Source organism: Micromonospora sp. WMMD1155 (assembly GCF_029581275.1).
In the GTDB taxonomy this organism is placed as follows: Bacteria; Actinomycetota; Actinomycetes; order Mycobacteriales; family Micromonosporaceae; genus Micromonospora.
This window is the reverse complement of the sequence record NZ_CP120742.1, coordinates 599,232-618,253: the sequence shown is the minus strand read 5'-3', so window position 1 is coordinate 618,253 and position 19,022 is coordinate 599,232. Positions and strand designations below refer to the sequence as shown.

Sequence of the window (19,022 nt, the reverse complement as noted above, 5' to 3'; positions counted from 1 at the left end):
GCCGGATCGGCCGGTACGTCTCAGCGGGGCGGCAGGTCGTCGACGAACTCGGCGATCCGCCGCGCCAGCCGCGTGCTCGCCCGGACCCAGGTGAAGTGGTCCAGTGGCGCACCGGCCTGCTCCCGGGTGTAGCGCTCCCGGGTCACCGGGGCGCCGGTGAGCTTCGCGCAGAGATGGTCCATCGTCTCGTGCGGGGTGAACTGGTCGGCGTCCACGCTGACGGCGAGCACCGGGGTTCGCACCGCGCGTACCGCCGCTTCGGTGTCCGCGCCGTCGAGGCGCGGGAAACGGCCGGTCCGCGCGGTGTGGGCCCAGTCGCGGATGACGCCGCGCGCCTGCCGGCCGCCGAAGCCCCAGCCCGGCCAGACCCGCAGCAGCGCCGCGGTGGCGGCGATCCCCTGGGTGTACGGCAGCACGCCGAGGCCCCGCCGACCCGGATAGCTTCGCCAGTACGGGATGCCGACCGCGATCAGCGCCAGCCCGTCCACCTCGTCTTCGCCGCGCAGGGCGAGATGCAGCAGCGCGGCCTGCCCGCCGAGGGAGTGCCCGAGCAGGAGCCGGCGGCGTCCGTCGAGTCGGGGCTTGAGCGCCGCCAGGACGGCGCCGATGTCGCCGGCCAGCTCCGAGTAGCCGTACCGGTCGGCCCGGCTCGGCGCGGGGGTGCTCGTGCCGGTGCCACGGAGGTCGGCCACGACGACGGCCAGGCCGGCGGCGCGTAGTTCGGCGGCGAAGGGCCGGTAGTAGCGGGCGCGGACCCCCATGGCGGGCCAGATCACCACCACCGGGGCGTCCGTCGTGCCGGGCGGCTCCGGATAGACGTGCAGACCCAACCGGCCACCGTCGACGTCGACGAACTCCTGCGCGTACTCCGGCTCCCCGTTCATCGGCTCAGCTTACGACCCGACGTTACCGGCGGGTAGCCGCAGCCGGTGGGACGCGACGGAGGGCCCCGCCCGGCGGCGGAGCCCTCCGGCTGACGAGCCGGTTCAGGAGACGGAGATCGTTCCGTTGCCGGCGCGTACGCAGGCCACCGACCGGGCGCTGGTGGTGGCAGCGCCGCTCAGGCACGCACCGAGCACCTGGTGCCCGGTGGCGTTCGGGTGCCACGACTCCTGGCAGGTCTGGAAGTAGCTCACGCAGGTGTTGGCGATCCGCTGGATGGCGATCTTGTCCTTGCCGGCGAGGCTGGTGACGAAGGTGCCGGTCGCGCCGTCCTGAAGCCGGATCGGGGTCGCCAGCGCGCCCGACGGGCTGCTCGTCTGCTCACACAGCCGGGCGCCGTTGAAGGCCTGCTGCACGTTCAGGTACACCAGGTCGTCGGCCGGGAACTCGGCGGCCAGAGTGTCCCGGGTGGACTTCACGATGGTGCCCAGGCCCTGCGAGAAGCGGTGACCGGGGGCGAGGCTGGCCCGGTGGATCGGGCAGCCGCCCGCGTACCGCTCGGCGCCCAGGTCACGGAACTTGTCCCGGGTGTCGTCGCGGCCGTCCTCCTCGTGGAACTGTGGGTTCAGGTCCAGCGGCAGCGGGTTCGTGTAGTCCTGGAACACCACCCGGTGCTGCCCGTCCGCGTCCACCTGGTCCAGGGTGGTCAGGATCTGGCGTACCGCCGCGGTGGTCTCCGCGGTCGCGGCGCTGAGCTGCGCGGCGGTGGCCAGGTCGGCGTCGCTGCACGGCTTCTGCTCGACCGGGCCGCCCAGGTAGGCCCAGAACTCCCACCAGCCGGTCCACGCGTCGGCGATGAAGCGGTTGGCGCACTTCTCCGCGACGCTGCCGAAGGTGAACGAGCTGTTGTTGGACCCGAGGCCGATCAGCACCAGGTCGATGTCCTGGGTCTGCGCGACGGCGCGGAGCTGGTCGAGCTGCGCCGCCACGGTGCGACCGTTGGTGCGCGCCTGCGACGCGTTGGCGATGTCGTGTGGCTGGCCGCCGGAGCAGGCCAGGTTGAACCGGTTCTGGATGCCCGGCAGGTTGGCCTGGTGCAGCGAGGCGTTCGCCGAGCGGTGGCAGAAGAACGCGTTGTTGTTCGCCGCCGTCCAGCCGGGGAAGCCCTGCGTGACCCCGTTGGCGTCGACCACCGGGGTGTACGCCCCGGCGCCCTCGCCGCTGATGAAGCTGTCCCCGAGGGCCACCGCGGCGGTGGGTAGCGCGGCGGACGCGGGTGCGGGCAGCGCGACGGCTGTCGACAGCGCTGCCATGGCGATCGTCAGTCCCGCGGCGAGCGCGGTACGCCGGAACCTGGGCATGGGGCCCCCATCCATCGAAAGATGAAAGATTCTCTGAGAGCGAGATCACATCACCCCCGTGCAACGGGCGTCAATGGCCCGTAACAGATTCGTTCGATGAAGGACACGCACGCGAACGCGGGCCCGCCTCGCCGAGACGGACCCGTGTCAGCCGGGTGGAAACGCCGGGCTAGCCGCCGGCCGGGCCGCCGCGGCGCTTCAGCACCATCGCTCCGGCGATGTTCAGACCGACACCCCAGAGCAGCAGTACGCACAACCACTGCGCCCACCGCAGCAGGCTCATGTCCCCGGAGAGCAGGTTGCGCACGCTGCCGAACGGGGTCAGCCACGGCTGCGCGGCCTCCACGCCGCCCAGCAGCGCGAACAGGCCCAACGGCAGGACGATCGTGGCGAGGAACGCGACCACAGTCGACCGCAGCAGCAGACCCAGCCCGGTGCCGACCAAACCGGCGACGATCTGCACCAGCACGCTGCCCACCGCCACCGTCCCGGCGTGCCGCCACGGCTCGTCGGCGACGGCGGCCGGGGTGAGGGCCAGCGTCGCGGCGCAGATCAGCACTCCGGCGACGGCGACGGCGACGGCCGGCAACCCCACCGCGAGCACACTGGGCAGGACCCGGACCGGGCCGGGCTGGGCCGGCGACCCCGCTCGGCGGCCGAGGTCGGCCCGCGCCCCGCGCAGGTCGCGGACGAGCAGGATGCCGAAGAGCGGCGTCACGACCGACATCAGGCTCTGCACCGTCTCCGACAGTGCGGCGAACGTCCGGTCGGCGGGAGCCGCCGCCGCGACCAGCGCCACGGCGGCCAGCAGACCGGCGAGCACTGTGCCGGCGAGCAGCCAACGCCGGGCACGCGTGCCGAGGGAACGCCGCAGAGCCGCACGTGTCGTCTCGTCCACCCCGACCGCCTCCTGACTCGTGCACTCGATCGGCCGCGATCGTCGTGAGCGTACCGGCGACTGTCTCTCTGCGTGGTCCCGTGATCACCCGGAGGCTGTTTCCTGGCTCACGTCTGCGCACCGACGCGCGGCGGGTCGCGCGGGGCCTCCGACACTTGTCCTAGCCTCGGGCTAGGCTCGCTGCGGCGCGCCACGCCGGCTGATGTCGCCGGTGACCGGCTGCACACCGCCGAGACCGGGGAGTACGACCAGTTGACCGCAGAGCCTGACACCCTGTATGGGGCCGATGACCTCACCCACCTCGAGGGGCTGGACGCCGTCCGCAAGCGGCCCGGCATGTACATCGGTTCCACCGACAGCCGTGGCGTGGGTCACCTCGTCAACGAGATCCTCGACAACTCCACCGACGAGGGTGTCGCCGGTCACGCCAGCACGGTCGAGGTGATCCTGCACGCCGACGGCTCGGTGCAGGTCGACGACGACGGTCGGGGCATCCCCACCGACGTGCACGCCAAGTCCGGCATCTCCGGCGTCGAGCTGGTGCTCACCCGGCTGCACGCCGGCGGCAAGTTCGGCGGCTCCGGCTACAAGACCTCCGGCGGCCTGCACGGCGTGGGCGCCTCGGCGGTCAACGCGCTGTCGCGCCGGTTCGACGTGACCGTCCGCCGCGCCGGCAAGATCCACGCGATGTCCTTCCGGCACGGCGTGCCAGGGGTCTTCGACGGCGACGGGCCGGACGCGCCCTTCACCGCCGGCCCCGGGCTCCAGGTCGTCGGCGCGGTTAAGCGCGGGCAGCGCACCGGCACGTCGATCCGCTGGTGGCACGACGCCCGCTACTTCGAGACCGGCGCCGCACTCGACGTCGACGCGGTCCGGATGAAGCTGCGCAACACGGCGTTCCTGGTGCCCGGCGTGACGTACGTGCTGCGCGACCTGACCGGCGAGACGCCCGCCGAGGAGCGGTTCCACTACCCCAACGGGCTGAGCGACATGGTGGAGTTCCTCGCCCCGGCCGGCGACCGGCCGGTCTCCGGCACCCTGCTGGTCAACGGCGAGGGCACCTACCGGGAGAACGCCGCCGACGCCAACGGCGTCATGCAGTCCAACGTGCAGCGCCGCGCCGAGGTCGAGGTGGCGTTCCGCTGGGGCACCGGCTACGAGCGCACCGTCGAGTGCTTCACCAACACCATCCGCAACGCGCACGGCGGCACCCACCGCAAGGGCTTCGAGCGGGCCCTCGTCCGCTCCCTCGCCGACGCGGTCCGCAACACCCGCGGCCTGCTAAAGGCCAAGGAGGAGCCGCCCACCCTGGACGACGTCCTGGAGGGGATGACCGCCGTGGTGCACGTGCGGATCCCGGAGCCGCAGTTCACCTCGCAGACCAAGGACGAGCTGTCCACCACCGGCATCACCAAGGTCATCCAGAGTCTGGTCGACGCGCACGTCAAGGCGTGGCTGGAGGACCGGCGCACCAAGGCCGAGGCGCGCACCGTCCTGCAGAAGATCGTCGACGCGGCCCGGGTCCGGCTCACTCAGAAGCAACAGAAGGACGCCGCCCGGCGCAAGACCGCCCTGGAGGGCGCGTCCATGCCGCCGAAGCTCGTCGACTGTCGCGCGACGGGCATCGACCGCAGCGAGTTGTTCATCGTGGAGGGTGACAGCGCCCTCGGGACGAGCCGCATGGCGCGCTCGTCGGAATACCAGGCGCTGCTGCCCATCCGGGGCAAGATCCTCAACGTGCAGAAGGCCAACCTCCAGCAGGTGTTGGACAATGCCGAGTGCGCGGCCATCGTCCAGGTCCTCGGGGCCGGCTCGGGGCGCACGTTCGACCTCTCCGCGCTCCGCTACGGCCGCGTGCTGATCATGGCCGACGCCGATGTGGACGGCGCCCACATCCGTACGCTGCTGATCACGCTCTTCGCCCGCTACATGCGCCCGTTGATCGAGGCCGGTCGGCTCTACGCCGCGATGCCGCCCCTGCACAAGATCACCACCAAGGGGCGCAACCCGCAGACCGTCTACACCTACACCCAGGTCGAGATGGAGACGACGGTCCGCAAGCTGGAGAAGGCCGGCAAGCAGATCGTCACGCCCATCCCACGGTTCAAGGGTCTCGGTGAGATGGACGCCGACGAGTTGTGGGACACCACGATGAACCCGGCCACCCGCGCCGTCCGCCGGATCACCCTCGACGACGTCGACGCCGCCGAGCGGATCCTCGAACTCCTGATGGGCGAGAAGGTCGAGCCGCGCCGCAACTGGCTGATCGACTCCGCCGACCGGGTCGACCGGGAAGCGATCGACGCATGATCACCTGTTGTGTTCTGGGGGAGAGCTGAGTCATGGCACGCCGCAAGGAAAACAAGGTCGACCTCTCCTCGTTCGACCAGGCCGGCGCGCGGGTCTTCGACAATCCGCTGGTCACCGAGGTCTCCGACTCCTACCTGGAGTACGCGTTCTCGGTCATCCACTCCCGCGCCCTGCCCGACGCCCGCGACGGGCTCAAGCCCGTGCACCGGCGCATCCTCTGGTCGATGTACGAGCAGGGCTACCGCCCCGACCGAGGGCACGTGAAGTCTGCCCGAATTGTCGGGGATGCGATGGGAAAGTACCATCCGCACGGCGACACCGCGATCTACGACGCGATGGTCCGCCTCGCACAGGACTTCTCGCTCAACGTGCCCCTCATCGACGGGCACGGCAACTTCGGATCTCCAGACGACGGCCCGGCTGCCAGCCGATACACGGAAGCCCGGATGTCCCGCGAGGCCATGCTGCTCGTCGGTGAGCTGGGCGAGGACACCGTCGACGTCGAGCCCAACTACGACGGCTCGCTGACCCAGCCGACAGTGCTGCCGGCGGCCTTCCCCAACCTGCTGGTCAACGGTGCGTCCGGGATCGCGGTCGGGATGGCCACCAACATGATCCCGCACAACCTCGCCGAGGTCGTCCAGGCCGCCCGCTGGCTGATCAACCACCCGGACGCCACCCTGGACAAGCTGATGGAGTTCGTCCCCGGCCCCGACCTGCCCACCGGTGGCGTGCTGCTCGGCCTGGACGAGGTCCGCCGGGCGTACGAGACCGGGCGCGGCGTGGTGCGGATGCGCGGCAAGGTGGAGATCGGCCCGATCGAGGGCAGCCGGGGTCGCCAGGCGATCACCGTGGTCGAGCTGCCCTACGGCGTCGGCGCGGAGAAGGTCATCGCGGCGATCACCAACGAGGTCACGAAGACCAAGCGGCTGACCGGCATCGCCGACGTCAAGGACCTCACCGACCGGGAGAGCGGCACCCGCCTCGTGGTGGAGTGCAAGGTCGGCGTCAACCCGCAGGCGCTGCTCGCCGACCTCTACCGGCTGACCCCCTTGGAGCAGTCGTTCGGCGTCAACAACCTGGTCCTGGTCGACGGGCAGCCGCGCACCCTCGGGTTGAAGGCGCTGTTGGAGGTCTTCCTGGCCCACCGGTACGAGGTGGTCACCCGGCGCACGACGTACCGGCGGCGTAAGCGGCAGGAGCGGCTGCACCTGGTCGACGGTCTGCTGATCGCGCTGCTGGACATCGACGAGGTGGTCCGGCTGATCCGGGGCAGCGACGACGCGCAGGCCGCGAAGGACGGGCTGATGAGCCGGTTCGGTCTCTCCGACATCCAGGCCACCTACATCCTGGACACTCCGCTGCGCCGGCTGACGAAGTTCGACCGGATCGAGTTGGAGACCGAGCAGGAGCGGCTGCGCGCCGAGATCGCCGAGCTGAGCAGGATCCTCGACGACGAGCGGGTGCTGCGGAAGGTGGTCTCCGACGAGCTGGCGGCGGTGGTCAAGCAGTTCGGCACCGAACGGCGTACGACGCTTGTCGACGGCGACCTGAAGGAGGTGCTGGCCGCGTCCGCACCGGCCGGTCCGCTGGAGGTCGCCGACGACCCGTGCCAGGTCATCCTGTCCGCGACCGGGCTGGTCGCCCGGACGGCGGCGGAGTCGGAGGAGAGCGCCGAGGGGCGTCGACGCAACGGCCGGGTCAAGCACGACACGGTACGCGCGATCGTGCACTCCACCGCCCGTGGTCGGGTTCTGCTGCTGACCAGCGCGGGTCGGGCCTTCAAGGTCGACGTCCTGCCGCTGCCGGTGTTGCCGGAGCAGGCGGGCACCGTGTCGCTGCGCGGCGGCATGTCCGCGGCCGAGTTGGTGCCGTTGGAGGCGGGGGAGACCGTCGTCGGCCTGGCCCCGCTTGGCGGGCAGGCGGAGGGCTCACCCGGGCTGGCCCTGGGCACCCGGCTGGGCGTGGTGAAGATCTGCGCGCCGGAGTGGCCGGTACGCTCCGACGAGTTCGAGGTCATCGGTCTTCGCGACGGCGACGAGGTGATCGGGGCGACCTGGCTGACCGACGGCGACGAGACGCTGACGTTCGTCACCTCGGATGCGGCACTGCTGCGCTTCTCGGCCGGGCTGGTCCGTCCGCAGGGCCTCAAGGGCGGCGGGATGGCCGGCATCAACCTGCCGACCGGGGCGCGGGTGGTGTTCTTCGGGGCGGTGCGTACCGACGACCCCGGCCATGGCGAGCCGATGGTCGTCACCTCCACCGGGGCGACGGTCAAGGTGACACCGTTCAAGGCGTACCCGGCCAAGGGGCGGGCGACCGGTGGGGTGCGCGCGCACCGCTTCCTCAAGGGTGAGACGGACGTGGCGGTCGCCTGGGTCGGCCCGCGCCCGGTCGGTGCCACCGGCACGGGCGAGCCGGTGGAGCTGCCGGCGGCGGACCCTCGCCGCGACGGCTCCGGCTTCGCCGTGATGCTCGGCCCGACGGTGGTGGGTCACCTGATCGAGCGCGACTGACCCCACCCCGCACGCCCCGGCGTGCCCCCACCCCGCGCAGCCTCAAGATCCGCGCAACTTCGGTGTAGTTGCTGCCTCCGACGTGCGGCAGGCAGCACTTTCCCTGACGTTGCGCGGATCTTGACGTTTGGACCCACGGGCATGCGAGAGGTTTGCGCGTTAGGATGAGGGCTCTGTCGTCGATGATGGCCCGGGTGCGCCGCCAAGCACCTCTCACATGAACTCTCTTCTGTCCGGCGGAGTCGCCGACGCGGCGTGAGCGCCGCCATCCGGGTCCGGCCGCCGCGCGAGGTGCGTGCCGCCCGCCGACCCCGTCGACATCGCTGCTGGGGGCACCTGATCGCCGCCCCGCTGTGGCCGCTGCACGGTGCGAATCTGGGCACCCTCCTGCGTACCTGCGACGCGGTCGGCGCCTGCCTGGCCGTGCCGCCGTTCCGGTGGGTGGACGAGGCCCTGGCCCGCGGCAACACCCTGCGCCGGCCGGGCTGCGTCCACCGGGTCGGTAGTCCGCTGCGGTGGTTGGCCGCCGAACGGGCCGGTGGCGCCCGGATCCTCGGGGTGGAGTTGGCCGACGAGGCCGTCCGGCTCGGTGACCTGCCCGCCGCCCGGGGGCGCACCGTGGTGCTGCTGGGGCACGAGTCGAGCGGCATCCCACCCGAGGCCCTCGACCAGTTGGACGCGGCCGTGGAGATTCCGATGATCGGGCATGGTCAGAGCCTGAACGTCGCCGTCGCCGGTTCGCTGGTCCTCTACAAACTCGCCGGCATGCTCTGAGGGCGCGTGTCGAACGAGAGGGCACTCAGGCGACGTTGATCGGGCGGAACTGGACGCTGACCCGAGGGCCGACCGGGCGGGTGGTCTTCGGGATGGCGTGTTCCCAGGTGCGTTGGCAGGAGCCGCCCATGACGATCAGGTCACCGTGGCCCACCGGGAAGCGGAGGCTGTCACCGCCGCCGCGCGGGCGGAGCAGCAGGGGCCGGGGCGCGCCGAAGGAGACGATCGCAACGACGGTGTCGGTGTGCGCCGAGCGGCCGATGGTGTCGCCGTGCCACGCCACGCTGTCGCGCCCGGAGCGGTAGAGGCACATGCCGGCGGTGACGAATGGCTCCCCCAACTCGGGCGCGTAGTGCCTGGTCAGCGCCCTTCGTGCGGCGGTGAGCACGGGGTGGGGGAGTTGCCGGTCGGCGTCGTACCAGCAGAGCAGGCGGGGCACGTCGACCTCGTTGTCGAACATGGTGCGGCGTTCGGCCCGCCAGGGCACCTCGGTCAGCAGGGTGTCGAGGACCGTGTCGGAGCCGTGCACCCAGCCGGGGAGGTGGTCGACCCAGGCGCCCCGGCTGAGCTGGTGTCGGCGGAGCCCGCCGGGCAGCGGGCCCACTGTCGGCCCGGCGTCGGTCAGGTCGAGCATCGACGGCTGATAGGCGGCCTGCGTCATGCGGCCACCCTAGCAGCACTTTCGTACACCCGTGCTAGTCGGACGTCGCGGCGGTCCGCTCCCCGACGGGATGATTGACTCCACCTCGGCGAGGTGGTGGCATCCCGCTGCCCGGACACCCCCACATCGCCGACCTGGAGTCGATCACGGCGTGGAGGCGGCGGGAGCGGGTGGGCGGACGGCGTCGATCACGGCGTGGAGGCGGCGGGTGGGCGGACGGCTTCGAACACCGCGTCCACGACCCGTGCCCGGCCCCGCCCGTCGATCGTCGCCCAGGCCCGCGCGGCGAGGGTCGCGCGCCGCTGCGGTGAGCTGAGCAGCCCGTGCAGGGTCCGCGCCGCCGTCGCGCGGGTGGCCCGTCCAGCGACTCCGGTGGCGGTCAGCTCCGGCAGCTCCCCGAGACCGGCGGCGAGGCCGTGGCGCACCACGCGGGCGTACGACTCGCGTTGGTTGTCGACCACGCAGACCAGCGCGGCGGGTGCGCCGAGGCAGCACAGTTCCCAGGTGGACGTGCCGGCGGCGCTGACCACCAGGTCGGCCTCGGTGATCAGGGCCGGAAGCGAGGTGGTGGGCGGAACCGGTCGGATGACCTGTCCACGGCCGGGGGCGACGTCCTCCACCTCCGCCTCGATCTCCGGTCGGCCCACGATGACCGTCAGGTCCATCGGATGACCGGTGGCCACCAGGATCCGGGTCAGCAACGGGGCCGCGCCGACGGCGTCCGTCCCGCCGAAGAAGGCCAGCACCCGGGGGCGGCTGACCGCCGTGGGCGGCGGAGGGACCGGTGGTCGGGCGGCGATCACGGAGTCACGGAGCAGGGCGTAGTCGTTGCCGGCGAGCAGGCGTCCGGGCAGCTCCGGTAGTCGCGCGCCGAAGTTCTGGTCGAGGTAGAGGTCGGCGACCTGTCCTCGGCTGTCCCCGTCGATCACGGCGAGGGTGAACACTCCGGCGTCGCGCAGGGCGCCTGCCCCGGCCGGGTCCAGTTCGTAGGAGTCGAGGACCATCACGTCCAGCTCGTGTCGGCGAGCTGCCTCGACCAGCCCGTCCGGCGTGTCCGGGCCCGGGTGCCGGGGGATACCCCGCGCGGCCAGCTCGGCGGTGGCCCAGTCGAGCCGTTCGACGGTGCCGAACACGGCCACGTGGGCGCCTCGGGCGAGGAATTCCTCGGCGAGCGCCAGGCAGCGGACGAGGTGGCCGACGCCTCGTCGTGGCCCCGCGTCGCACCGTAACCCGACCCGCAAGGTGCTCAGGACTCCTCCAACCGCTTCTGCCGTACGTCGGCGTTGAGCGCGCGCAGGTGGGGCTGCCCGTCGAGCCAGTCGGTGAGCTTGGCCAGCGGCACGCTGACGTCGCCGAAGTGGTCGGTGATCGCGCTGACCAGCGCCCAGTCCTGCTCGGTGTCGAGGGTCAGCCGTAGCGCGGAGCGGTCCGGGGTGAGCGTCACGCCGAGGACCCGGAACAGCTCCGGATGGGTGTACGCGTACGAGGTCACGTGCACCCGGTGGTGGTCGGTGGCGAGCCGACCGACGGTACGCAACGTCTCCGCTCGGACGATCTCGACGTCCAGCCCGCGGGGCAGGGTGCGGGCGATCGACGTGCTGGCGTAGTCCAGCCCGGGGACCGCCCGGTACACCGACGCGACCAGGGTGATGATCTCCGGGTCGAGCAGCGGGCAGTCGGCGGTGAAGCGCATGACCGCGTCGCCGGGGTGCGCGGCGAGCGCACCCAGGAACCGGTCCAGCACGTCGTCGACCGGACCCCGGTGGTACGCCACGCCCAGCTGGTCGCACTCGGCCACCACGGCGTCGTCGATCGGGTCGGTGCTGGTCGCGACCACCAGGTCGGCCAGGACCCCGCTGTCGGAGGCGGCGCGGACCACCCGGCCGAGCACGGAACGACCGGCGAGCGGACGGAGCACCTTGCCGGGCAGTCGGGACGACCCCATTCGCGCCTGCACGATGCCGATGATCCGGGGCGCCGCGTCGACCCGGTCCGGCGCAGCCGTCCCGCTCACTGCTGCTCCTCCTGCTTCGGAGCGAGCACGGCGGTGGCCCGCCGCTTGGCGGCACGGGCGCCGCGTTTGGCCAGCCGGGCCGGAGTGATGGCGAGTCGGCCGACCCGGTAGCTGATCGAGCCGCTGAGCAGGCCGATCGTCGTCTCGGCGCGGCGTAGCGCCCGCTCCCGCGAGGTGAGCAGTTCCTCGGTCCACGCGGTCAGCGCGGCCAGTCGGGTGATCTCCTCGCGCTGGCGCAGCCACGCCTCGCGGAGCTGCTGGTAGCTGCGCGACCCGATCGGCGGGTCGGTCGGTGCGACGCTCTGCATCTCGGCGGCGAGGTCGACGGTGCCGTCGGGGTCCAACCCGTGCAGGGCGGCGGCGATGGCGGCCTCGGTCTGCACCGCCTCGCTGACCGTCGCGCGGTCGAGGTCGTGACCGGCGAGTCCGCCGAGCACCACGGTCAGACCCGCGACGTCGAGGGTGGACGACCACGGGTGGGCGTACCCGCCGGTGAGCAGACCCGCCGCGAACCGCCACAGCCCGCGGGCCAGCACCACGTCGGCCGGCAACGCGCCGGTGGCTCGCCAGCTCGGGTCGAGCACCGCGTACCGGTCGCCGTCGACCACCACGTTGTCGGTGCCGGCCAGCGCCGCCGCCCCGGCGATCCGGCCGTCGCCGTCGGCCTGGGCGGCGAGCCAGCCCGCGTACCCGTGCAGGAGCGTGCGGAGGGTCGCCAGGTCGCGGCGCAGCGCCGCGTCGAGCAGCAGGGTACGCAGCAGCCGGCCGGACGGCACCGGCCCGGACAGCGCGTCCGCGTCCCGGTACGCGGCCTCGCGGCTGGCGAACGGCGCGGCGGGCGGCGTCTGCCTGCCGGTGGTCGGGGTGAGCCCCCACCGCCGACCCGACGGGCCGTGCAGCACCTCCGACACGCCGATGCCGGGACGCCCGGTCTGGATCAGCGCCACCGGCAGGTCCTGGTCGGCGGCGGGCGGGCGCTCCCCGCCGTCGGCGGGCCGGTGGGCGAGCACCAGCCAGCCCGGCGCGAGGTCGGCGGCGCGTCCGGCGTGCAGCGCATCCACCGCCAGCCGGGCCGGGTCCTGGAGCACGGTGTCCCTCGTGGAACCGCCCGCGCACGCCCCGTGCAGCACGGCGTCGAAGAGACCGGAGCCGGCGTCCCGGTCGAGGTGGTCGGCGTCGAGCAGGGCGGTCGGGCTGCCGGCATCGGGGTACGCGGCCCAGCACGCGTCCGGCCGCAGCCCCGCCTCGGTGAGCCGTTCGCGGAGCTGGGCGCGGTTGGCCGGGTGGCCGCGGTCCAGCACCCCGCCGATCACCCAGGCGGAGTCGTCCCGGGCGGCGTACCAGGGGGTGGTGGAGACGAGTCGGTGCAGACCGAGCGGATTGTCCAGGCGCAGGAGCAGCGCGCCACCGGGTCGTACGGCGGCGACGAGTCTTGCCAGCACGGCGTCCCAGCCGAGCCGGGTGCCCTCCACCGACTCCACCGGGTCCAGACCGGCGGCGGCGATCACCACGTCGTACGTCTCGTCGGCGGGCAGCCCGCTCGGGCCACCCACCACCACGTGGGCGGCCCGGTTCGCGAGCGCGACCGCGTCCGGGTGGCTGCGCAGCAGGCAGGTCACCTCGGCGTGACCGAGCTGGTCGAGCAGGGCCGGGTCGTGCGGCCCGGCCACCAGGACCCGGGCGCCGGGAGGCACGAGCCGGGTGGCGAGCGCGGCGAGGGGCCCACCGTCGGCCAACCGCTTCTGCGGCAGGTCGGACCAGGCCAGCATCTCGCCGCCCGGCAGGGTGATGCGGCCGGCGGGTGCCGTCTCAGTCGTCACGGTCGTCCTCTTCCTCCTGGAGGTTCGCCCAACCGAGCAGCTCGCGCAGCTCGGCCGGCGTGCAGCGGTGGTCGGTGCCCAGTTCGGCGCGGGCGATCCGGACCGCGGTGGGCAGGTCGACAGCGGTGCCGTGCAGTTCCGGCCACTGGCGGCGGATGCGGGCGGTGCCGCCGAAGGTCGGGTCCTCGTTGGACAGGATCATCGGGTCGCCGTAGACCGCCGGTTCGCAACCCGCCGCGATGCCGTAGAAGATGGCGCTGGTCAGCCGGTTGGAGGCCACCCGCCGATGCCGACGCAGCTCGGTCAGTTGCCGGTCCAGGAACTCCGGGTCGGTGTCCTTCCACCAGTGCCCCCGGTAGCCGTGGCAGATCACCCGGAACCCGGCCCGCTCGTAGAGGCGGCGGACGCCGCGCATCCGGTACTCGTGCCAGTAGAGGCAGACCGTGACCGGGCCCGGTTCGGTGGCCTGGATGAGGGCGATCAGCGCGCGGTGGTCGCCCTTCACGTGCTGACCCTCCCAGCCGTGGAACGGGTACCAGATGGTGCCCTCCCGCTCCTGCGCCGGTGGGTCCTCCGGGCGCATGGCCAGCAGGTAGGTGAACGGCGCCCCGATGACGACCACGTTGCGCCGACCCACCGACCAGGCTCGCCGACGGGTCTGCTCCGACCAGAGCAGGCTGGGGGTGCGCTCGGCGTACGGGTGGCCGGGGGCCAGACCGTCGCCGATGTTCCAGCCGTGCTGCACGTACCCGTTGATCCGCGGCGGGTGCCGGTCGCCGAGGCCGGCGTAGCGGGCCAGCACGTGGGCGTGGCCGTAGAAGTGGTTGGCGTGGTGCATCAGGTTCCCATCAGGCGGCGGTACGCACCGAGCCGGCCCGCAGGGCCGAGGTCAGCGCGTCGATGACGCGATCCTGGTCGGTGTCGCTGAGCCCCGGGTAGAGCGGCAACGACAGCTGCTGCGAGTAGAACGACTCGGCCACCGGGCAGGACCCGCGCCGGTAGCCGAGGTCGGCGAAGACCGGGTGCCAGTGCACCGGGACGTAGTTGACCTGGACGCCGATGCCGGCGGCGCGCATCCGGTCGTACACCTCGCGGCGACGCCCGTCGAGCACCCGGATCGGGTAGAGGTGCCAGACCGGGTCGGCCCACGACTTGCGGTGCGGCGTCAGCACACCGTCCAGCTCGGCCAGTGCCTCGTCGTAGCGGGCGACCAGGGCGTCCCGGCGCGCCTTGAACTCGCCGAGGCGGCGCAGTTGGGTGCGGCCCAGCGCGCAGAGCACGTCGGGCAGGCGGTAGTTCAACCCGAACTCGGGCACCTCGTAGTACCAGCCGCCCTCGTCGGGGTGGCGGAGCTCGTGACTGTCGCGAACCACGCCGACGCCGCGGAAACGGCGGGCCCGCTTCAGGACCTCCGGGTCGAGCGCCGCGACGGCGCCGCCCTCGGCGGTGGTCAGGTTCTTGGTGGGGAAGAACGAGAACGTGGTCAGGTCGGCGAGGGAGCCCACCGGTCGACCGTGGTACGTGCCGCCGATCGAGTGCGCCGCGTCGCCGAGCAGCAGCGCGTCGGAGCCCAGCATGGACGTCCGCAACGCGTCGTAGTCGGCCGGGTGGCCGGCGTAGTCGACGGCGGCGACGACCCGGGTACGCGAGGTGACCGCGTCGGCTGCCGCGGCCGGGTCGAGGCAGAAGGTCTCGTCCTCCACGTCGGCGAACACGATCGTCGCGCCGAGGGCGGCGGCGCTGCTGGCCGTCGCCACGAACGTCATCGGCGAGACGACCACCTCGTCACCCGGCCCCACCCCGGCGGCCGCGTACGCGACGTGCAGCGCCGCCGTGCCGTTGGAGACGGTGGTGACGCCCACGCCGCCGGTCCACCGGGCGAGGTCGGCCTCGAAGGCGTCCACCTGCGGTCCGGTGGTGAGCCAGTCGCCGCGCAGCACGTCGGCGACGGCGGCGATGTCCTCCTCGGTGACCGACTGTCGGCCGTACGGGAGCATCCCCGTCATGCGGTGATGCCGAGCATGTCGCGCAGTTGCTCGACGGTGAGCCACTCGTCGTTGGTGTCCGACTGGTAGGCGAAGCCGTCCGGAACCGGGTCGCAGTCGACCGGCGGCTGGTAACCCCAGGTGGCGATGGTCGGCTGGACGATGAACCGGCCGTCGGCGCGCAGCGTCCGCCGGCTGTCGTCGGGAGCGATCATCTCCTCGTGCAGCTTCTCGCCCGGACGGATGCCGACCTCGTGGGTGGTGGCGTCCGGTGCCACGGCCTCGACCAGGTCGAGGATGCGCATGCTCGGGATACGCGGCACGAACAGCTCGCCGCCCTGCATCTGGTCGAACGAGTCCATGACGAACTGGACGGCCTGGTCCAGCGTGATCCAGAAGCGGGTCATCCGCTTGTCGGTGATCGGCAGACTCTTGCCCTCGGCGGCGAGCCGGCGGAACAGCGGGACGACCGAGCCGCGGCTGCCCACCACGTTGCCGTAGCGCACCACGGCGAACCGGGTGGGGTGCTGGGCGGCGTAGTGGTTGGCCGAGACGAACAGCTTGTCGCCGACCAGCTTCGTCGCGCCGTACAGGTTGATCGGGCTGGACGCCTTGTCGGTGGAGAGCGCGATGACCTTGCGGACACCGGCCTCGATCGCCGCGTCGACGACGTGCTGCGAGCCGGTGATGTTGGTGGCGATGTACTCGGAGGGGTTGTACTCCGCGGTGTCCACCTGCTTCAGGGCGGCGGCGTGCACCACGTGGTCGACGCCGTGCATGGCCCGGGTGAGGCGGTGCCGGTCGCGGATGTCGCCGATGAACCAGCGCAGCCGCGGGTCGTCGCCCAGTTGCTGACGCAGCTCGTACTGCTTGAGTTCGTCGCGGGAGAACACCACCACGCGGGCGGGGTCGGCCTCGGTGAGGATGTGCTGGAGGAAGGTCCTGCCGAAGGAACCCGTTCCCCCGGTGATCAGAATGGACGATCCATTCAACTCACTCAATTTGGTGCTCCCGTGTTCGTGGATGAACGAGCGGCCCTCGGCCGGCCGACCGGGGTGCGACGCTAACGACGGCGGGTTAACTCCTCGGCGCTCGCCGGTTAACCGCGACCCCTACCCCCGTGAATGCCGGGCACCGTGCGGGCGAACACTTCCCCGTAGCCCGCAACCGGCCTGACCAGTCCGGTCGAGGCCGTTACAGTGGCCGCGCGGGAGACTCGGCGGCCCTTCTCGCGGCCACCTCCCGCGTTCATCCGACACCCGAACCGCCCGGTGCGGGTGGTTCATCCCGAGCGTCACCGACGCGGGCCGACCTGCCCGCGGAGTCCGCGCGGGCCCGATCCGGCTGGCAACCCTGGAGGCGTTGATGGCATCCGGTAGCGACGTGATCGAACGGCCGGAGGTCGTCGCGGCGACACCGGACCCCGTGTCCACCCGGCGTTGGGTGGTGCCGGTGCTGTTGGTCGTCGGTTGGGTGCTCAGCGTCGCCTGGCGGATGTGGCTGTCCCGGCACATCGTGTTGCCGATCGCGCACACCGACGAGGACAGCTACCTGAACACCGCCCGTGCCCTGGCCGGCGGGCCGGGCGGTTTCAGCAGTGAGAACGACCTGCTGCGGCGGGTCGGCTACCCGATGCTGATCTCGCCGGCGTTCCTCGGGGACCGGGACTTCTCCGACAGCTACCGGATCGTCCAACTGATCAACGCAATGATCAACTCGACGCTGCTGCCGTTGGCGTACCTGCTCGGTCGCCGCCTGCTCCGGCTGCCCCGGTCGTATGCGCTGCTCGGAGCGGTCGCGGCGGCGACCCTGCCGGCCACCGCCTTCTACGCCGGCATCGCGATGATCGACACGGTGATGGCTCCGCTGGTGGTGGCCTGGTTGCTCGCCGTGCACCGCTGGATCGAGCGGCCCGGTCCGCTCGCCGCCGCCACCGTCGGTCTGCTGGTCGGCGGGTTCCACCTGCTGCACTCCCGGGGCCTGGTGATCGTGGCGGTGCACGCCGGGCTGGTCCTGCTGCTGTTCGTGCGCCGGCGGATCAGCCCACCCACGGTCCTCGCGGCGCTGCTGCCGGTGCTCGCCATGGCGCTGGTCAACGCGGCCGCCATCCGCTACCTCGGCGACAAGGTCTACCTGCTCGGCAGCACCCCCGGCGGTGGCACCGTCGAGGCGGTCGCCTCCGCGCAGGGGGTGGTCCGGGTCGGTGCCGCCGTCGCCACCCAACTCTGGTACCTCGTGGTGATCACATTCGGGTTGGCGGGAGTGGCCTGGGCCTCCGCCGTACGCGAGCTGTGGCGGCCACGGCAGGGCGACGCGACCCGCTGGACGATGGGCGTGGCGCTGGTGGTGACCGTCGGGGTGGCCGGTGGAGCCTCGGTGATCCTGGCCGGCATCACCGGCAAGCCGCTGGACGCGATCTACGGCCGTTACGTGCAGATGCTGGCGCCGTTCTGGCTGCTGGTGGGGCTCGGGGTGCTCCTCACCGCCGGTCGCCGGGTGGTTCTGCGCCGGGTGGCGGTCGCGGTGGCCCTGCTGGTCGCCGGTGGCGCGCTGATCGCCGTCCGGCTCGCGTACGTGGCCAGTCGTGGCCACCACCTGCGCTACGGCGGTTTCAGCGCACCGGACCTGGTGGCGTTGACCGGTGGGTGGCGGGAGATGCGGCCGGTGGTCGGGTCGCTGGTCGGCATCGCCGGCTGTCTGCTGCTGGTCGCCGCCGTCCTGGTTCCCCGACTACGGATGCCGATGCTCGGCGTGCTCGTCGTGGCCAACCTGGTGACCATGCAGGTCATCGATCACCGCATCGTGCGGCCCACCGTCGCGAGCACCGCGCCGACGCCCTCGGTGGCCGACGTCGGCGTACGCCCCGGCGAGCGGGTGTGGGCCTCGACCGGTGTGCACTACGTCCTGCGGTTCAACCTCAGTCACCAGGTGACCTGGACCGACGTCCGCTGGTTCGGCCTCGGACAGCCGCCGGCCGCCGCGCAGGTGGTGTTCGCCCGCTGGGCGCCCGGGCAGGCCGACGACTGGGACGGAACCGCGTACGGCTTCGTCCGGCTCGGCGGTAACCCGGCGCAGCACTGGGCTGCCTGGCGGCGCGCCTGACCCACCCCGCACCCCGGTGGACACCGCCGTTCGTGAACGGCTGATGTCCACCGGGGGCATTTTCGGTTAATGAATTCCGTCGGCAGCGGAAATATGCTCCGCAATCAGCGTTGGCGACGGTCGGCCCGGGCCAGGGAAATCGGGATGACCGTGATTTCCCGACCGTTGGACGACTCCTGGCGTGGGGTGCCCTCGACGAATCGGAAACGTCGGTTCATCTGCCGTACGACGGTATTGTGCGCGAGCACCTCCCCGTCCAGGCGGTCCAGGTGCAGCCCGTCGAAGGCATACTCCACGGCCTCCCGCATGACCCCCAGCCAGGCAGGCAGCGTCTCGCCCCTCCCGTCCAGCCCGTCGGCGTCCAGATAGAAGCCCCACGCTCCCGTCCGTGGGCCGTCCAACCGCAGGTCGAAGAAGGTGACCACCCCGCAGGGTCGGTCCTCTCGGACGTACATCAGAACCCGCCGGGACGGGTCGTCCCGGACCGCCGACCACCACCGGGCGTGCTCCTCGGCGGTGATCTCGTGACTGGTCTTGCTGACCTGGCGGTTGGTTTCCTGATTACGCCAGGACAACATCAGGTGAACGTCGTCCGCTGTCGCTTCGCGCAGCACGTGCGTCTCGCTTTCTTGGCTGTTCACGTCCGGTCCCGGCACCCTACCCGGGCCTACCGGCAAAGCAGATATGCATTCGTTGGGT

At 72.1% G+C, this 19,022-nt stretch carries 15 protein-coding genes; 4 read left to right on the top strand and 11 right to left on the bottom strand.

Annotated features, from left to right (window positions below; translation table 11 throughout):
- Positions 1–20 precede the first annotated feature (20 nt).
- The 3 genes from O7617_RS02535 to O7617_RS02525 form a co-directional block, all read right to left on the bottom strand.
- On the bottom strand, positions 21–884 hold the full coding sequence (locus O7617_RS02535) for an alpha/beta fold hydrolase (protein ID WP_282261223.1): 864 nt from the start codon (positions 882–884) through the stop codon (positions 21–23).
- A gap of 102 nt (positions 885–986) precedes the next feature.
- The gene (locus O7617_RS02530) at positions 987–2,243 is read right to left on the bottom strand and encodes a hypothetical protein (protein WP_282261222.1); all 1,257 of its coding nucleotides are present in this window, start codon (positions 2,241–2,243) and stop codon (positions 987–989) included.
- 169 nt (positions 2,244–2,412) lie between these two features.
- Positions 2,413–3,141 carry a hypothetical protein gene (locus tag O7617_RS02525; protein ID WP_282261221.1) on the bottom strand — a complete coding sequence of 243 codons (729 nt, stop codon included), beginning with the start codon at positions 3,139–3,141 and terminating at the stop codon, positions 2,413–2,415.
- 252 nt (positions 3,142–3,393) lie between these two features.
- Between O7617_RS02525 and O7617_RS02520 the strand changes: the two genes are divergently transcribed.
- From O7617_RS02520 to O7617_RS02510, 3 genes are all read left to right on the top strand, one after another.
- Positions 3,394–5,451 carry a DNA topoisomerase IV subunit B gene (locus tag O7617_RS02520; protein ID WP_282261220.1) on the top strand — a complete coding sequence of 686 codons (2,058 nt, stop codon included), beginning with the start codon at positions 3,394–3,396 and terminating at the stop codon, positions 5,449–5,451.
- 32 nt (positions 5,452–5,483) lie between these two features.
- Entirely contained in the window at positions 5,484–7,967 is a 2,484-nt protein-coding gene (locus tag O7617_RS02515; RefSeq protein ID WP_282261219.1) for a DNA topoisomerase IV subunit A, read from the top strand.
- Between the two features lie 255 nt (positions 7,968–8,222).
- Positions 8,223–8,741 (top strand): TrmH family RNA methyltransferase, encoded by a 519-nt coding sequence (locus O7617_RS02510; RefSeq protein ID WP_282261218.1) that lies wholly within the window; start codon positions 8,223–8,225, stop codon positions 8,739–8,741.
- A 25-nt stretch (positions 8,742–8,766) separates the two neighbouring features.
- Here the strand turns inward: O7617_RS02510 and O7617_RS02505 are convergent, their stop codons facing one another.
- From O7617_RS02505 to pseB, 7 genes are all read right to left on the bottom strand, one after another.
- On the bottom strand, positions 8,767–9,402 hold the full coding sequence (locus O7617_RS02505; RefSeq protein WP_282261217.1) for an alpha-ketoglutarate-dependent dioxygenase AlkB: 636 nt from the start codon (positions 9,400–9,402) through the stop codon (positions 8,767–8,769).
- 188 nt (positions 9,403–9,590) lie between these two features.
- A complete protein-coding gene (locus O7617_RS02500; protein WP_282264615.1) occupies positions 9,591–10,652 on the bottom strand; it encodes a spore coat protein in 1,062 nt (353 codons plus the stop codon).
- The gene (locus tag O7617_RS02495) at positions 10,649–11,416 is read right to left on the bottom strand and encodes a glycosyltransferase family protein (protein ID WP_282261216.1); all 768 of its coding nucleotides are present in this window, start codon (positions 11,414–11,416) and stop codon (positions 10,649–10,651) included. The genes O7617_RS02500 and O7617_RS02495 overlap by 4 nt, the downstream gene beginning before the upstream one ends.
- Positions 11,413–13,236, bottom strand: coding sequence for a class I SAM-dependent methyltransferase (locus tag O7617_RS02490; RefSeq protein WP_282261215.1), 1,824 nt, complete (start codon positions 13,234–13,236; stop codon positions 11,413–11,415). The genes O7617_RS02495 and O7617_RS02490 overlap by 4 nt, the downstream gene beginning before the upstream one ends.
- Positions 13,226–14,074: a hypothetical protein gene (locus tag O7617_RS02485; RefSeq protein WP_282261214.1), complete on the bottom strand. Its 849-nt coding sequence runs from the start codon at positions 14,072–14,074 to the stop codon at positions 13,226–13,228. Before O7617_RS02485 ends, O7617_RS02490 begins: the two co-directional genes overlap by 11 nt.
- Positions 14,075–14,084: 10 nt before the next feature.
- Positions 14,085–15,242 (bottom strand): aminotransferase class I/II-fold pyridoxal phosphate-dependent enzyme, encoded by a 1,158-nt coding sequence (locus O7617_RS02480; protein ID WP_282261211.1) that lies wholly within the window; start codon positions 15,240–15,242, stop codon positions 14,085–14,087.
- Positions 15,239–16,222: a UDP-N-acetylglucosamine 4,6-dehydratase (inverting) gene (gene pseB / locus O7617_RS02475; RefSeq protein WP_145784310.1), complete on the bottom strand. Its 984-nt coding sequence runs from the start codon at positions 16,220–16,222 to the stop codon at positions 15,239–15,241. Before pseB ends, O7617_RS02480 begins: the two co-directional genes overlap by 4 nt.
- Positions 16,223–16,586: 364 nt before the next feature.
- Here pseB and O7617_RS02470 point away from each other — a divergent pair, with 364 nt between their 5' ends.
- Positions 16,587–18,323 (top strand): hypothetical protein, encoded by a 1,737-nt coding sequence (locus O7617_RS02470; protein WP_282261209.1) that lies wholly within the window; start codon positions 16,587–16,589, stop codon positions 18,321–18,323.
- A 104-nt stretch (positions 18,324–18,427) separates the two neighbouring features.
- Here O7617_RS02470 and O7617_RS02465 read toward each other — a convergent pair whose 3' ends face one another.
- A complete protein-coding gene (locus tag O7617_RS02465) occupies positions 18,428–18,964 on the bottom strand; it encodes a GNAT family N-acetyltransferase (RefSeq protein ID WP_282261208.1) in 537 nt (178 codons plus the stop codon).
- Between the last annotated feature and the right edge of the window lie 58 nt (positions 18,965–19,022).